This window comes from Mesorhizobium sp. M1163 (assembly GCF_040318415.1).
Classification (GTDB): domain Bacteria; phylum Pseudomonadota; class Alphaproteobacteria; order Rhizobiales; family Rhizobiaceae; genus Mesorhizobium.
Genome location: NZ_JAMYMF010000004.1, coordinates 168362 through 184399, shown reverse-complemented (window position 1 = coordinate 184399; position 16038 = coordinate 168362). Strand labels below are relative to the sequence as shown.

Genomic DNA, 16038 nt, shown 5'->3' with positions numbered 1-16038 from the left:
CCGGCTTGGCCCTGTGACTCAGGAAGCGAGCCTCTCGACACGGCCGGTCTCCGGGTCGATGCCGTATTCCTTGAGCTTGCGGTAGAGCGTCGACCGGCCGATGCCGAGGCGGCGGGCGACCTCGCTCATCTGGCCGTTGTAGTGGTCGATGGCGAGCTTGATCATTTCGAGCTCGACATCGGCCAGCGCACGCACATTGCCGCGCTCGTCGAGCGCCCGCAGCGTGCCGAAGCGGGGTCTGGCCGGCGCGTTGGGCTCGGCCGCGGCGGCGCCGACGGCGGCCGGGACGTTATCACGCGGCAGGCTGCCCGAAGCCAATCCGGAAGCTGGCCACCCTGAAGCTGGCCCTCCTGAAGCTGGCGAGGCGATATCCGCATCGAGATTGACCGTGCCCTCGACCTGCGCCCGGATCTGCGGGAACTCTTCTTCGGTCAGCATGTCGCCCTCGGCGAGCACCGAAGCCCGGAAGACGGCATTTTCGAGCTGCCTTATATTGCCCGGCCAGTCATAGGCCTGCAGCATGGCGAGCGCCGCAGCCGAGATGCCTCGCAGACGGTGGCGCGGATCGGCGGGCGCCACCTTCTCCATGAAGTGCTCGACCAGATGGGGAATGTCGTCGCGACGGTCGCGCAATGGCGGCACGAAGATCGGATAGACGTTCAGACGATAAAACAGATCCTCGCGGAACTTGCCGTCCTTGACCTGCTGCAGCAGGTTGCGATGGGTTGCCGAGATCAGCCTGATGTCGACCCTGACGGTCGAGCGCCCGCCAACCGGATCGACTTCGCCGTCCTGTACGGCGCGCAACAGCTTGACCTGCACGTCGAGCGGCAGGTCGCCGATTTCGTCGAGGAACAGCGTGCCCGAATGCGCTTCGACGAACTTGCCGGTGTGTTTTTCGGTGGCGCCGGTGAACGAGCCCTTTTCGTGACCGAACAGGATCGATTCGACCAGATTGTCGGGGATGGCGCCGCAATTGACGGTGACGAAGGGTTTCGAGCGGCGGTCGCCGCTGCCCTGGATGGCGCGCGCCACCAGTTCCTTGCCGACGCCGGATTCACCCTCGATCAGGATCGGAATGTTGGACGCCGCCGCCTTGCGGCCGAGCCGGATCACCCGATCCATCGCCGGACTGTGAGTGATCATGTCCTTGAACGTCAGATGGCCGCCGCGCTGCCGTGACGAGCGCTTCACTTCGCCTTCGAGCGCTTCGACCTTGAGGGCATTGCCGATCGACGCCTGCAGCCTGTCGGGAGAGGCCGGCTTGACGACGAAGTCGAAGGCGCCGTGACGCATTGCCGAAACGACGGTTTCGATGCCGCCCTGGGCGGTCTGCACGATGACGGGGATGTGGATGCCGCGCTCGCGCATTGCCTTCAGCACGCCGATGCCATCGAGGCCCGGCATCATCAGGTCGAGGATGACCACCGAGACGTCGCGCGCATTGGGCCCGTCGACAACATCGAGACCGGCCTCGCCGCCATCGGCGACGATCGCGGTGTGGCCGAATTTCGTCACCGCTGCCTCGAGCAGCCTGCGCTGCACCGGATCGTCATCGACTATGAGTATGGAAGCTGCCATGACTGATCCGACCGTGCCCGCCCGAGAATGCGCCCTATGGATCATCTTGGCACAGGGTTCTAAATAAGCTTTCAAAAAACCCGGTGAATGAATTCCTTAGGATTTGACCGGCTTCTCGTTTCCTCGAATTTTCGTGTTTGGAAGGATCGGCAATGCGCATGGTTTTTGCTCGAAAGCTGGCGGCGGCGTCCAGTCAGGGCGTGGCGGAGCTTGGCGACCTGCCGGAATGGAATCTGGCCGATCTCTATTCGGGCATGGAAGCGCCCGAGTTGAAGCGCGACATCGCCAAGGCCGCCGCCGATGCCATCGCCTTCGAGAGCCGTTGGAAAGGCACGCTCGCCGCCGAGGCCGGGCGTGGCAGCGCCGGCAGGCTGGGCGAGGCGCTCCAGGCCTATGAAGCGCTGGAGGAGCTGATCGGCCGGATCGTCTCCTATGCCGGGCTTGTCTATGCCGGCAACACGTCGGATCCGCAGCGCGCCAAGCTCTATGGCGACATCCAGGAAAAGATGACCGATGCCAGCGCGCACCTGCTGTTTTTCGCGCTCGAGCTGAACCTCATCGACGATGGCGCGATCGAAAACGCACTCGCCGCCGATCCGGCCTTCGCCCACTACCGGCCCTGGGTGCTCGATCTGCGCAAGGACAAGCCATATCAGCTCGAAGACCGCATCGAGCAACTCTTCCACGAAAAGTCGATCACCGGGCGCGGGGCCTGGAACCGCCTGTTCGACGAGACGATGACCGATTTGCGCTTCGGCCTCGACGGCGAGGAGTTGACGCTTGAGCCGGCGCTCAATCGCCTGCAGGACGCCGACGGCGAGGTGCGCCGCCGGGCGTCCGAAGCGCTGGCCGCAACTTTCCGCAAGAATTTGCGCGTCTTCACGCTGATTACCAACACGCTGGCCAAGGACAAGGAGATCTCCGACCGCTGGCGGGGCTTCGAGGACATTGCCGATTCCCGCCATCTCGCCAACCGCGTCGAACGCAGCGTGGTGGACGCACTCGCCGCGGCGGTTCGCGACGCCTATCCGCGCCTGTCGCATCGCTATTATGCGATGAAGGCGCGCTGGCTCGGCATGGACGTGATGAACCATTGGGACCGAAACGCGCCCCTGCCGGAGACCCCGCAGGCGGTCATCGGCTGGGACGAGGCCAAGAACACCGTGCTTTCCGCCTATCAGCGCTTTTCACCCGACATGGCGGAGATCGCCAGAACTTTCTTCGACCGCAACTGGATCGATGCACCGGTGAGACCCGGCAAGTCGCCTGGTGCCTTCGCCCATCCGACCGTGCCTTCGGCGCATCCTTATGTGTTGCTCAACTACATGGGCAAGCCGCGCGACGTGATGACGCTGGCGCACGAGCTCGGCCACGGCGTGCACCAGGTGCTGGCCGGCGGCCAGGGCGCCCTGATGGCGTCGACGCCGCTGACGCTGGCCGAAACCGCATCGGTGTTCGGCGAAATGCTGACCTTTCGCTCGTTGCTCGAGCAGACCACCGACAAGCGCGAACGCAAGGCCATGCTCGCCCAGAAGGTCGAGGACATGATCAACACGGTCGTGCGCCAGGTCGCCTTCTACGAGTTCGAGCGCAAGGTGCATGCCGAGCGCAAGAGCGGCGAATTGACCTCCGACAAGCTCGGCCAATTCTGGCTGGAAGTGCAGGCGGAAAGCCTCGGGCCGGCGATCAAGCTACGCGAGGGGTACGAGGTTTTCTGGACCTATATCCCGCACTTCATCCACTCGCCTTTCTACGTCTATGCCTATGCATTCGGCGATTGCCTGGTGAACTCGCTCTACGCGGTCTACCAGAACGCCGAGCGCGGCTTTCAGGAGAAATATTTTGCCATGCTGCGCGCCGGCGGCACCAAGCATCATTCCGAGCTTCTGGCGCCGTTCGGCCTTGACGCGGCGGACCCTGCCTTCTGGCAGATCGGGCTTGGTGTGATCAGCGGACTGATCGACGAGCTGGAAGCACTGGACAAGTGATGCGCAACACTGGGTGATGCGCAACACCGGGTGACCGGGTTTTCCAGAACAGTTTAGCTGCAATGCATATTGACGATGGTTCTATTCTTGTCTTGGATATTTGTTCTTAAATAACTTTCCATGGAAGTTTTCCGTTAGATTCCCGTAAGCTGTATGATAGCGTCCGCCCTCAAGCTCAGCCGGGCACGAATGGATCCGGTCGGAAAGTCCCGACCGGTCATGGCGCGTCGGCGGATGCGACAACGGTTGTTGGCCAGGGGCAAACCGGTCGCCGACAGCTCGATCGAAGCCGGCTGTTCTGCAAATTGCGGAACCACCATCGAATGGTCCTTCGCCGAGGTCATGGCTCCACAGGCCAGGGCGGACGGATCGGACTGGAGAGAGAAAGACAATGGGCACTTTTTTCTACATGCTCCTGGCGTTCCTGGTAGGTGTGTTGGTTGGCTGGTTCATTTGGGGACGCCTGCGTGGCGAACTCGACAGTTTGCGCGGCGATCTCGACCGCACGCGCAGCGAACGCGACAGATTGCGGGCCGATAGCGACCGTCTGACCGGTGAGTTGGATGCATGCGGCCGCGCCCGCGCCGACCTCGAGCGGCGGCTGGGCGAGGCGCCGGCCGCCAAGGCGCCAACCGCGAAGGCGGCAACAGCCAAGGCGCCAGCCGCCAAGGCCGGCGCGACCAAGGCGGCGATGCAGGCACCGTCAACCCTGATGTCGACATCCGCGCCGGCCAAACCGGCGCCGAAGAAATCTGCAACGGCCAAGGCTGCGACCGCGCCACGCACAAGTGCGGCGAAAACGGCAACGCCGAAGCCGGCTGCATCGAAAGCGAGCGCCGCACCCAAGACTGCGCCAGCGGCAAAAAAGCCTGCGCCAGCGGCAAGCAAGGCTGCGCCGGCGGCAAAGAAAGCCGCGACCGGCAACGCAACGACCGCAGCGGCGGGCAAAGCCAACGATCTGCGTCGCCTGATCGGCATCGGCCCGACCAACGAGCGGCTGCTCAAAGGGCTTGGGGTCACGACCTATGCCCAGATCGCCGCCTGGACGCCCGACGATGTCAGGCGGATCGAGGCGACGTTGAATTTCGACGGCCGCATCGAACGTGAACGCTGGATCGAGCAGGCGAAACTGCTTGCCGCCGGCGACGAAAAGGAATTTGCGCGCCGCTTCCCGACCGCGGGGGAAGCCAGCAACACCTGATCCATCGCAAGGCGGCATTTGGAACAAGGCGGCGCTCTCGGGCGCCGCTTTTGTTTTTGCCCCGCCGCGCCTTTGCGTCTTGAGACGCCGTTCCCTCGATTGCGCACGGTCGAGCCCCCATATAGATCGATCGCTGGTGACCGCAGCATCCGAGCCTTATGTCCCTGCCCCTGCCCTTTGCAATTTTCCGGAACGACGAGACCGCGCGTCAGCTCGTTTTCGACCGGCCGGCCGAGATCATCTCGGCGCATGGCGAGGCGGACTTCCTGCCGGCGCTTGAAGCCGCGCAGGCTGCACATGATGGGGGCAAATGGCTGGCCGGCTATTTCTCCTACGAGGCCGGCTACCTGCTCGAGCCCAAGCTCGTTCCGCTGCTGCCAGCCGGCCGCCGCGCCCCGCTTTTCTGCCTCGGCGTGTTCGACCCGCCGGTCGAAGAGACGGTCGCGCCAGGCGATCTGCCGGCTAGCAACGGCCCAATCTTCGACCCCAAGGCAGCCTGGTCCTCGGACGACTACGCCAAACGCTTTGCCAGGCTGCATGACCACATCCGCAAGGGCGACTGCTACCAGGGCAATCTGACCTTTCCGGTCCACGCGCAATGGTCGGGCGATCCGCTGGACGCCTTCAACGCGCTGACCGAACGCCAGCCGGTGAAGTATGGGGCGCTGGTCGCGCTTGGCGATCCGATCGTCTTGTCGCGTTCGCCGGAACTGTTCTTCGAGGTCGACGCGGAAGGCATGATCGAGACGCATCCGATGAAAGGCACTGCGCCGCGCGGCGCCACCAAGGCGGAGGACGATCGCCTGAAAGCGTTCTTGCGCAACGACGAGAAGAACCAGGCCGAGAACCGGATGATCGTCGATCTCCTGCGCAACGACATCTCACTGATCAGCGAGGTTGGCACGCTCGATGTGCCGGAGCTTTTCCGCATCGAGAGCTACCCGACGGTCCACCAGATGGTGAGCCGCGTGCGGGCGAAACTTTTGCCCGGCCTCGCCATCCGCCAGATTTTCGCCGCGCTGTTCCCCTGCGGTTCGATCACCGGCGCGCCGAAGATCCGTGCCATGGAGATCCTGCGCGAGCTGGAAGGTGGCCCGCGCGATGTCTATTGCGGCGCCATAGGCTGGATCGCCCCCGGCGGCCGGATGCGCTTTTCGGTGGCGATCCGCACCATCTCGCTCTTTGCCAATGGCGAGGCAGTCTACAATGTCGGCGGTGGCGTCGTCTTCGATTCGACAGCCGAAGAGGAGTACCAGGAGTGTCTGCTGAAAGCCCGTTTCGCGACGGGAACACTGCCGATCTCGAACTGATCGAAACAATGCGCTGGGAACCCGGCTCGGGTTTCCTCCGTTTCGACCGCCATCTCGCGCGGCTTTACGGCTCGGCAGACGAACTCGGCTTCGGCTGCGACCCGCAACGGGTCGGTGAAGCGCTGATGAATGCGGTCGGCCGCCAGCACATTGCGTTGCGCACTCGCCTCGTCCTGTCGCGCAAGGGCGATGTAGCGGTTTCGGTGCAGCCCTACGCGCCGCTCGCCGCAGACAAGGTCTGGACCGTGCAGCTGGCGCGCGTGCGGCTTGATTCGAGCGATATGCTGCTGCGCCACAAGACCAGCCGCCGACAAATCTATACGCGCGCCCGCGCCGAATATCTCGCCGGCCGGGCCGACGAGGTGCTGCTCGCCAATGAGCGCGGCGAAATCTGCGAGGGCACGATCACCAATGTCTTTGCCGAATTCGGCGACGGCGTGCTGGCCACGCCGCGGCTCGATTGCGGCCTGCTGCCTGGCGTCCTGCGCGGCGAACTGCTGGATCAAGGCCGCGCCCGCGAAGCAATCTACACATGGAGCGAACTGAAATCGGCCAAGGCGCTGTTCGTCGGCAACTCGCTGCGCGGATTGATCCCGGCGCGGCTGGGCTGAAGCATCGGGAGACAACAATGTTCGTGGTTTCGCTGAAGTATACGGTGCCGCTGACCGAGATCGACAGCCTGCAGCAAGCGCATGTCGAGTGGCTGAAGGCCTGTTATGCGGAAGGCATTTTTGTCGCCTCCGGGCCGAAGCGGCCGAGGACCGGCGGCATCATCATCGCGCGCGGTCCACGCGACGTGCTCGATGCCAGACTGGCGGACGATCCCTTCGCCAAGGCAGGCGCCGCCGATTACGAAATCACCGAATTCACGGCGAGAATGGCCGCTGCCGCACTGGAAGCCTACAAAGAAGCATGAGTTTCCGCCCACCGACCCACACACCCTATGACGGCTCGTCGAAACTGTTCACCATCGGGCTGAAGCCGCTCAATCTAGATAGATGGATCGAGATCGACGAATATCTGCTGCCCTATCTTGCCGAGAAACGCCGGCTTTATGCCGAAATTCCAGACAAGGTTTTTGTCGAGGAGCAAGCCACACGCGACGCCCAACGCGAAGTGCTCGATCTGCTCGGTGCGCATCTGGCGGCGAACTTTCCTGGGACCCACAGGCGTACCGACAACGGGATCGTGGTGATCGGCGGCACCGACAGTCTTGTAGGCTCAGGCACCGCAGCTTCTTTCAGCGATGCGCCGCTTGTCGCGGCCTCGTTGCTCGTGCAGGAGGATTTGATCCTGATGCGCCGCGACGAGAGCGGCTGGCGTCTGGCGGCCGGCTCGCTCTGCTTCCCCTCGTCATGGTCGCTGACCGAAAAATTCGGCAAGCCGCTGCAGCAGATCCACGCGCCGGTACCGGGTTTCGGTCCAGGCACACGCCCGGCCGATCTCATCAACCGCATGTTCGACGGCCTCCAGGGCCAAGCCGTCGAGCGCTACAACTGGTCGATCCAGGCGGGCGACGCGCTCTACCATCCGCTCTCCAATGTCGAACGCATCGACCGCGCCAGCAGTCGCCCGTCGAGATTCCCGGACGGTGACATCGACGCCCATGCCTTTATCCGCGTCGAGCGGCAGACGCTGAGAAAACTCCCCGTTTCGGGCGACGTACTCTTCACCATCCGCATCCATCTCGACCCGCTCGCCGTGCTGGAGCGCCACCGCGACCGTGCGGCGCTCGCAGCGTCCTTGGCCGAACAACTTCTGGCGCTGGACGAGGCCCAGCTCGACTACAAGGGGATGACCGCCGATCGTGACCGGCTGGTCGCGTGGCTTAGGGCGCTGGCGCTGTCCTAGAGCAGTTCATCGTTTCACGGAAACGCCGAACCGCTCCACCTCTTTGTTCTTGCGCAATTCCGGACGGAAAACCGTCTCACACTTTTCCCGGAATTGCCCTAAATCGCAGCCAGGCCCAGCAGCAGGATCGCCGACATCGCGGTAAAGACGGTGACGTTGACATCCCACCGCCAGCCCGCCGGTCCAAACGGCGGCCGGAACGGCGGGTAGCCGTTCTCGTCATACAGCACGCCACCATAGATCGACCGCGAGAGCATGGCCGCGAAGAATGCCCCATACATGGCCGCGGCCAATCCGCCGGCGAGATAGAGCCGCTCGGCTTCGAGTTGCCCCTTGATCCAGATGAGACCGAGGGCAATCAGCGCCACCCCGGTATAGCTCAGCACCTGCCAGACGACGTGAAACCGGGCATGGGGAGTCCACAGTGGATTGGTGGCGTGGGTGGCGTTCAAGTCGGCTTTGATCGTCGCTACACCGTAACCCACGGTCGCGACGCTCAGCAGAATTCGAGCAAGCAGATGACTGTCATAAGCGAGTTCCATCGCATTTTCCTCCCCTCACGCCGGAACGGCTTGAATGGCGCCCTGAGCACAGAAGAGCTGCCCATCGGCCAGCCGCGCATAATTATGGACGATCCGGTTCTCGTGATCCTGCAACTGCACAATGAAGTTGCCGCTCTGCTCCGTCCAACTCGCGAGCACGAGATTCGGACGCACGCTGGTCAGGCCGACCTTGACCACCTCGTCGATTTCAGTGGTCCCGATCGACGCCTGGATATGCAATTCCTGCGGCGAAAGAAACGTCAGCCGCGGTACGAAGGGGCCGAAAACGCAGTCGAAAGTCTTGCCTACGAGCGAGGCTGGAAAAGCATCGGTTTCTGCCATCATCCTCTCCTTGGGCATTGGCCGCTGCGACCATGCCATGTGACGATTCTCGGTGTCTCAGTCGCAGAAACACCCTCAGTATATGCTCTTGGAGCGCTCCAAGGAGCACGATCCCCCTATTTTGGTTTTGAGTCAATAAAATTCTTGGAGCGCTCCAAAAAATGGTCTACCTCAGGGAAAACGAGTGAATCGCCAATGCCCACCCTAGCCGATGTCGGCAAGGCTGCCGGAGTTTCCCGGGGGACTGTCTCCAACGTCTTCAACCGGCCGGAGCTGGTCAGGCCCGAATTGCGCGAGCGCGTCGAAGCGGCCGCGCGAGCGCTCGGGTTTGGCGGCCCCGATCCGAAAGGACGATTGCTGCGGGACGGCAAGTTCAATGCCATCGGGTTCATGCCGCCTGGCGCCTACGCCATCTCCGAAGTGATGAGAAGCCCATACGGCCGCGAGCTGGTGCTCGGCGTTTCGCTCGCCTGCGACGAGGCTGGAACGACGCTCAGCCTTGTAAACGGCACCGACAACACGCGCTTCGCCAGCATCCGCGATGCCCTGGTTGACGGCTTTATCCTTGGTCACAGCGCCGACATTGGTCTCATAATTTCGGTCCAGAGACGCCGTCTGCCCTTCGTCATTCTCGAAAGCGACGCAGGTCCCGACATCAATTCGATAAAGATCGACGGCAGGAGTGGCGCGGTTGCTGCCGTCCGGCACTTGACCGGGCTGGGGCACCGGCATTTTGCCATCCTTTCGGTGCGCCGGTCTCCCGGCCCGCCGATTGTCCACATGCCCGGAAAGGCAACGCGCCCGCTTCTGGCCGGCTTCCCGCTCGACGATGAAAGGCTCGACGGTTTCAAACAGGGTTTGGCGGAGGCGAATTTGTCGATCGACGATGTCCCGATCATCGAGACGATCCCGGGCGAGCCATCTGCCGGAGCAGTGGTGTTCGACAGGGCGCCTGAAGCAACCGCGATCCTGACCATGTCGGACTGGCAGGCGATCACGATCCTGGACGAGGCGGTTCGCCGCGGCATAGACGTGCCGGGCCACGTGTCGGTCGTCGGCTTCGATGGCACCGCTGAATCCGCACGCACCACGCCTCCGATGACCACTGTCGCACAAGACGTGATCGGAAAAGGCCGGCTTGCCGCCCGAATGGTCCTTGACAATGAAGCCCCCCGCCAAGTCGTTCTGCCGGTAGAACTGGTGGTTCGAGCCTCCACAGCCGCGCCGAGGACAAAAACCCGCTGAAACGGGCGGATGCGCCATCCGCACCAGGGGTGGCGCTCGCCGCGTCTTTTCGCTGAGCAGCCTCAGGTGCGGGACGAGGCACAACTTGACTATAAGGGCCTGACAGCCGACCGTGACTGCTGGCGCAAGACAGCTGTAACTTGCGGCTTGGGGGAAAAATGATCCAGCATCTTAGCAGGCCGGTCACGTTAATGGCCGCGATCCTGGTACTGTCGACAGCAGCCGAGGCGGAGCCGGTGACTTATGCCGGCAAGCTTGGAAAGAGCGATATCGTCGTCGAATTCACCGGCGACCCCGCCGCGCCCGGCGGCCCGCTGGCCGGCCGCTATTTCTACCGCTCGAAGGGCGTCGACATCCCGCTGCAGGCCCGGTCTCAAAAGGGCAGCAAGTTCGAACTGGCCGAGGAGGAGGCATGCGGCGCCGACAATTGCGATGACGGAAAGGCTGCGCCGATTGCCGCCGTCTGGCGCCTGGCCTCATCCAGTAACGGCAAAACCCTTGAAGGCAGCTGGAACGGAAAGAGCGCGCTGCCGCTCAGATTGGAACGGGTCGCAAGTCGGCAGGTGACCGAGAACGAGCCCAGCAGCCCGCTCGATCTCTACGATTTCAGCTTCATGAAGTTCTTCGGCAATGACACGCCGCTCACCATGGAAACGTCCCCTTATGACTATCTGCGGGTGGACACTCAGCTCGATAACGGCAAGACGACTGGTTGGCCGGACGCAACCTACCGCTATGTCGTCGACCCCCGCACCAAATTTGCCACGCCGCGCATTGTCGAACTGTCCGGCGACGTTCCAATCGAGGCCGCGAACGCTCTGCTGCAAGACAGGCACTGGCGCGCCAACATCGGCGCACTGGGCTGCGTGGCGGCGCAGTATGCCGGTTTCAACGAAGGCGGGCCGATTGACGGTGTGAACGGCGGCACACTCGGCGGCTATGAGGACAGCACATTCGAAGTGACCTCGCTGACTCCGCGGCTGATGAGCTGGCGGGAGTCCGGCAGCATCTTCTGCGGCGGAGCGCATCCGACCAACTATTCGGACGCCTACATCATGGATGTGCGGCGCGGCGTCCTGCTCGGCCTTCAGGACATTTTCTTGGATACGATAGATGGCAAGCCCGGTCCTTCCCTCGCCTCCTTCGTCAAGCAGCGGCGCAAGAAACCGAGCGATCAGACCGATATTGATCACGAAGCCGAATGCGGCATCGACGATCTGATCGACGAAAATTTGGCTGCCAGCCTCTGGCGCGAGGGCGACAAGCAGGTTCTGGTGTTCGGGCTCCAGACCCTGCCGCATGCCATCCAGGCCTGCGCCGACGATCTGCTGGAACTGCCGGTCTCCGAGGCACGTGCCCTCTTCAAGCCGGAGTTTGCAAGTCTGGTCGAGCCGTAGCCGGGATGGCGCGGCGTAACGCCGGCCGTCCGATTTTCGCTTTATTGTGACAATGATCTATGGTTTGTCGCGCCGCGGCCAAGCCGCTGTTCCGAAGCGTTTTTTGAGGGAGTAATCGATAAATGGTGAATGAAAACTGGCCCGTTTACGGTGAGATCACCGGCCCTGTGGTGATGATCGGCTTCGGCTCGATCGGACGGGGAACGCTGCCGCTGATCGAGCGCCATTTCAAATTCGACAAGTCGCGCATGACGGTCATCGACCCGCGCGACACCGACCGCAAATTGCTCGACGAGCGCGGCATCACCTTCATGCAGGACGCGGTGACCAAGAAGAACTACAAGAAGCTGCTGACACCGCTTTTGACCAATGGCGGCGGCCAGGGCTTTTGCGTCAACCTGTCGGTCGACACTTCCTCGCTCGAACTCATGAAGCTCTGCCGCAAGCTTGGCGTCCTCTATATCGACACGGTGGTCGAGCCCTGGCTCGGCTTTTATTTCGACGAAAAGGCCGACAATGCCTCACGCACCAACTATGCGCTGCGCGAGACGGTGCGTACTGAAATCGCGAAGAACCCAGGCGGCACCACGGCGATCTCGTGCTGCGGCGCCAATCCGGGCATGGTCTCGTGGTTCGTCAAGCAGGCGCTGGTCAACCTCGCCACAGATCTTGGCCTCGATTTCTCGGAGCCCGCGCAGCACGATCGCGAAGGCTGGGCCAGGCTGATGAAGAAAGCCGGCGTCAAGGGCATCCATATCGCCGAGCGCGACACCCAGCGCACCAAGAAACCCAAGCCGATGAACGTGTTCTGGAACACCTGGTCGGTCGAAGGCTTCATTTCGGAAGGCCTGCAGCCGGCCGAGCTCGGTTGGGGCACGCATGAGACGTGGATGCCGAAGAACGCAAAAAAGCACAAGAACGGCTCGAAGGCCGCGATCTTTCTGGAGCAGCCCGGCGCCAACACGCGCGTGCGCACATGGTGCCCGACGCCCGGTTCGCAGTACGGCTTCCTGGTGACGCATAACGAGGCGATTTCGATTGCCGATTTCTTCACCTTGCACGGCAAGAAGGGCAAGGTGCAGTATCGCCCGACCTGCCATTACGCCTATCATCCCTGCAACGACGCCGTGCTGTCACTGCACGAGATGTTCGGTGCCGCCGGCGAGGCTCAGCCCGTGCATCACGTGCTCGACGAAAACGAACTGGTCGATGGCATCGACGAACTCGGCGTGCTGCTCTACGGTCACGCCAAGAACGCCTACTGGTACGGCTCGCAGTTGTCGCTGGCCGAGGCGCGCAAGCTGGCGCCCTACCAGAACGCCACCGGCATGCAGGTCACGTCGGCGGTGCTGGCCGGCATGGTTTGGGCGCTGGAAAATCCCGAGGCCGGCATCGTCGAAGCCGACGAGATGGATTACAAGCGCTGCCTCGACGTGCAGAACCCATATCTCGGGCCGGTCAGGAGCTATTATACCGACTGGACACCGCTCGACAATCGGCCTGGTCTGTTTTCCGAGGACCTCGATACCAAAGACCCGTGGCAATTCCGCAACATCCTCGTTCGATAGCAGCGTTGCCTCCACACTCCGCCAGCTTGCAATCGCCCGGAAATCGGGCAATTGAAGAGGGGCGGCCTAGAGCGACGTGCGTCCATTTGGACGCACAAAGTACGCTCTAGCACTTTGAATGTGCGCATCATGCGTTCCGAAAATCGGATCGATTTTCGGGCCGATGCGAGAGGAGAGGATTTGAAGATGACGATTGCGCAAAGACTGCTTTCGGCTGGCATTGCCGCGGCCGCTACGGTCGCGTTGGCGGCCTGCACAACAACCGGCTCAGGCGAGCCGCCGGTGATCACGGCCAAAGGGGTTGAAGGCTCCTGGATCGACGCGCAGGGCACGGGCCTGTCCACCTTCAAGGGCGGCAGCTTCGCGACCGTCGCAACCGACACCGGCCAGAAGCTTGCCGATGGCAGCTACACCATGACCGGCGGCACCTCGGTCGAGATCCATGGCACTTCGTTGATCCGCCAGACGCCGATCAGCTTCAACTGCCTGATGGTCTCCACAAGCCAGCTCAATTGCACCAGCGCGAGCGGGCAGAATTTTGTGCTGACCAGGCGCACCTGAAATCCGATTCCGAATTGACTTTGCAAAAGGGCGGCGGCTTCAAGCCGCCGCTTTTTACGCCGGCAAAGCCTTTTTACGCCGGCAAAGCTGATGCCGATTTCCGCTTGCATCGACTGAAACGCGATGTGAACATGGCCCGAGAGGGCTGTTACATCCCAGTCAAACAAGAGCTTTAAACGCGTCTGCGCATGACCCCGAAAATCGGAGTCGATTTTCGGAAAGGATCATGCGCAAAATAAAATTGGTACTTTGCGCGTCCCAAATGACGCGCGGCGCTGTACTCAAGTTATCCGGGAGACGAGAATGAAGAAGATCGCTGCCATCGCCGCGCTGTCGGCATCGGCGCTTGGCCTGTCGGCAGGCGTATCCTTTGCCGACTACACGCTGAACATCCTGCACATCAACGACTGGCACAGCCGCATCGAGAGCAACAACAAGTATGAATCGACCTGCTCGGCCGAGGAGGAGACCAAGGGCGAATGCGTCGGCGGCGCCGGCCGCCTGGTCACCGCGATCGCGCAGGAGCGCAAGAAGCTGCAAGGCCAGAACGTGCTGCTGCTCAGCGCCGGCGACAATTTCCAGGGCTCGCTCTTCTACACGACCTACAAGGGCAAGACCGAAGGCGAATTCCTCAACCAGATGAAATTCGATGCCGAGGTGGTCGGCAACCATGAGTTCGACGATGGCGAGTCGGCGCTGGCGCCGTTCCTCGACATGATCCAGTTTCCGGTGCTCGGCGCCAATGTGAAGGCCAATGCGCAATCCAAGCTCGGCGACCGCGTCAAGCCGTCGATCGTGGTCGAGGTCGGCGGCCAGAAGATCGGCATCGTCGGCGCGGTCACCAACGACACGCCGGAGCTTGCCACGCCTGGCCCGAACATCGCCATCGAGGACGACGTCAAGTCGATCACCGCCGAGGTCGAGAAACTGAAGCGAGAGGGCGTCAACAAGATCATCGCGGTCACCCATATCGGCTACAAGCGAGAACGCGACGTGATCGCCAAGATCCCGGGCGTCGACGTGGTGGTCGGCGGCCACAGCCACTCGCTGCTGTCCAACACCGACCCCAAGGCGGAAGGCCCTTATCCGACGATGGTCGACAATCCGGACGGCTACAAAGTGCCGGTCGTGCAGGCGGCGTCCTATTCGAAATATCTCGGCGAGTTCAAGGTCGTCTTCGACGACAATGGCGTCGTCAAAGAGGCAAGCGGCGATCCCATTCATCTCGACAAATCGATCACGCCCGACCCCGCCGTGCTTGCCCGCATCAAGGAACTCGGCGCCCCGATCGAGGCTTTGAAGAACAAGGAAGTCGCCGAGAGCACCAAGGCGATCGACGGCAGCCGCGAAAACTGCCGCGCCCGCGAATGCGAGATGGGCAATCTGGTCTCCGACGCCGTCCTCGACCGGGTCAAGGGCCAAGGTGTCGAGATCGTCATCTCGAATGGCGGCGGCTTGCGCGCCTCGATCGACCAAGGCACCGTCACCATGGGCGAGGTTCTCACTGTGCTGCCGTTTCAGAACACGCTGGCGACCTTCCAGATCACCGGCAAGGATCTGGTTGCCGGCCTCGAAAGCGGCCTCAGCCAGGTCGAGGACGGCGCCGGGCGCTTCCCGCAGGTTGCCGGCCTGAAATATGCGTTCGACAAATCGGCGCCGCCTAATGGACGCGTCAAATCGGTCGAGGTCATGGAAGGCGGCGCCTGGACGCCGATCAAACCGGACAAGGACTATCTGGTCGCCACCAACAACTATGTCCGCCAGGGCGGTGACGGCTACAAGGTATTCGCCGAGAAGGCCAAGAACGCCTATGATTACGGCCCGGGGCTGGAACAGGTCGTCGCCGATTACCTCGGCGCGCACCGGCCCTATACGCCGAAGCTCGACGGCCGCATCACCGAGATCGCCGCGACCGGAGCCCCGGCCGCGGAACCAGCCAACCCGGCCGAACCGCCAAAACCTGCTGAGGCAGCGCCGATAAAGCCTGCTGAGCCGGCAATGCCCGAAATGCCGGCCGGCTCCGGCGACATTTCCAAAACACCACCGGCCGTCCCGGCTGAAACCGCGCCGGCGGCCCCCGCACCCGCCGAGCCGGCCCAGCCGGCGGCACCTGCGGCTCCGGCCACCCCTGCTCCGGCTGTACCGGCCAAACCGGCCGAGACGGCGCCTGCCCCGAGTCAGCCGGCCCCCAGTCAGCCGGCCCCGAGTGAACCGGCCCCAAGTGAGCCGGCAAAACCTGCCGAGCCCGCCAAGCCGGCTGAGCCGGCACCGGCCGAAAGCAGCCATGTAATCGTCGCCGGCGATACCTATTGGGATCTCGCGGTGAAGGCCTATGGCGACGGCACCAAATGGAAAATGATCTTCGATGCCAACAAAGCCTACGAGCCACGCCGGCTGCCGGTCGGCGCAACCTTGACTATCCCGGCGGCCTCGAAGTAATCCGGCCGCAGGA

14 protein-coding genes are annotated in these 16038 nt (G+C 62.7%); 11 read left to right on the top strand and 3 right to left on the bottom strand.

Going from position 1 to position 16038, the window contains the following annotated elements; translation table 11 throughout:
- Positions 1–18: 18 nt before the first annotated feature.
- The gene (locus tag NKH43_RS05995) at positions 19–1581 is read right to left on the bottom strand and encodes a sigma-54-dependent transcriptional regulator (RefSeq protein ID WP_352856997.1); all 1563 of its coding nucleotides are present in this window, start codon (positions 1579–1581) and stop codon (positions 19–21) included.
- Between the two features lie 152 nt (positions 1582–1733).
- Here NKH43_RS05995 and NKH43_RS05990 point away from each other — a divergent pair, with 152 nt between their 5' ends.
- From NKH43_RS05990 to NKH43_RS05965, 6 genes are all read left to right on the top strand, one after another.
- On the top strand, positions 1734–3569 hold the full coding sequence (locus NKH43_RS05990) for a M3 family oligoendopeptidase (RefSeq protein ID WP_352481949.1): 1836 nt from the start codon (positions 1734–1736) through the stop codon (positions 3567–3569).
- Positions 3570–3960: 391 nt separating this feature from the next.
- The gene (locus NKH43_RS05985) at positions 3961–4770 is read left to right on the top strand and encodes a helix-hairpin-helix domain-containing protein (protein ID WP_352481948.1); all 810 of its coding nucleotides are present in this window, start codon (positions 3961–3963) and stop codon (positions 4768–4770) included.
- Positions 4771–4928: 158 nt separating this feature from the next.
- Positions 4929–6080: an aminodeoxychorismate synthase component I gene (locus NKH43_RS05980; protein ID WP_031194349.1), complete on the top strand. Its 1152-nt coding sequence runs from the start codon at positions 4929–4931 to the stop codon at positions 6078–6080.
- Positions 6029–6691 (top strand): aminotransferase class IV family protein, encoded by a 663-nt coding sequence (locus NKH43_RS05975; protein WP_352494712.1) that lies wholly within the window; start codon positions 6029–6031, stop codon positions 6689–6691. Before NKH43_RS05980 ends, NKH43_RS05975 begins: the two co-directional genes overlap by 52 nt.
- A gap of 17 nt (positions 6692–6708) precedes the next feature.
- Positions 6709–6996 carry a YciI family protein gene (locus NKH43_RS05970; RefSeq protein WP_023720190.1) on the top strand — a complete coding sequence of 96 codons (288 nt, stop codon included), beginning with the start codon at positions 6709–6711 and terminating at the stop codon, positions 6994–6996.
- A complete protein-coding gene (locus tag NKH43_RS05965; RefSeq protein WP_352481946.1) occupies positions 6993–7931 on the top strand; it encodes a heme-dependent oxidative N-demethylase family protein in 939 nt (312 codons plus the stop codon). The genes NKH43_RS05970 and NKH43_RS05965 overlap by 4 nt, the downstream gene beginning before the upstream one ends.
- 98 nt (positions 7932–8029) lie before the next feature.
- Here the strand turns inward: NKH43_RS05965 and NKH43_RS05960 are convergent, their stop codons facing one another.
- Both NKH43_RS05960 and NKH43_RS05955 read right to left on the bottom strand, forming a co-directional pair.
- Positions 8030–8473 carry a DUF6640 family protein gene (locus tag NKH43_RS05960; RefSeq protein ID WP_352481944.1) on the bottom strand — a complete coding sequence of 148 codons (444 nt, stop codon included), beginning with the start codon at positions 8471–8473 and terminating at the stop codon, positions 8030–8032.
- A gap of 15 nt (positions 8474–8488) precedes the next feature.
- On the bottom strand, positions 8489–8815 hold the full coding sequence (locus NKH43_RS05955; RefSeq protein ID WP_156948115.1) for a MoaF-related domain-containing protein: 327 nt from the start codon (positions 8813–8815) through the stop codon (positions 8489–8491).
- A 195-nt stretch (positions 8816–9010) separates the two neighbouring features.
- Here NKH43_RS05955 and NKH43_RS05950 point away from each other — a divergent pair, with 195 nt between their 5' ends.
- The 5 genes from NKH43_RS05950 (at position 9011) to NKH43_RS05930 (ending at position 16025) form a co-directional block, all read left to right on the top strand.
- Positions 9011–10060 carry a LacI family DNA-binding transcriptional regulator gene (locus NKH43_RS05950; protein ID WP_352494711.1) on the top strand — a complete coding sequence of 350 codons (1050 nt, stop codon included), beginning with the start codon at positions 9011–9013 and terminating at the stop codon, positions 10058–10060.
- A gap of 158 nt (positions 10061–10218) precedes the next feature.
- On the top strand, positions 10219–11457 hold the full coding sequence (locus NKH43_RS05945; protein WP_352481941.1) for a hypothetical protein: 1239 nt from the start codon (positions 10219–10221) through the stop codon (positions 11455–11457).
- A gap of 122 nt (positions 11458–11579) precedes the next feature.
- Positions 11580–13025, top strand: a complete 1446-nt coding sequence (locus NKH43_RS05940) for a homospermidine synthase (RefSeq protein WP_352856993.1) — start codon at positions 11580–11582, stop codon at positions 13023–13025.
- 186 nt (positions 13026–13211) lie between these two features.
- Entirely contained in the window at positions 13212–13586 is a 375-nt protein-coding gene (gene omp10, locus NKH43_RS05935; protein WP_023675394.1) for an outer membrane lipoprotein Omp10, read from the top strand.
- 303 nt (positions 13587–13889) lie between these two features.
- Positions 13890–16025 carry a 5'-nucleotidase C-terminal domain-containing protein gene (locus NKH43_RS05930; RefSeq protein WP_352856991.1) on the top strand — a complete coding sequence of 712 codons (2136 nt, stop codon included), beginning with the start codon at positions 13890–13892 and terminating at the stop codon, positions 16023–16025.
- Positions 16026–16038 lie beyond the last annotated feature (13 nt).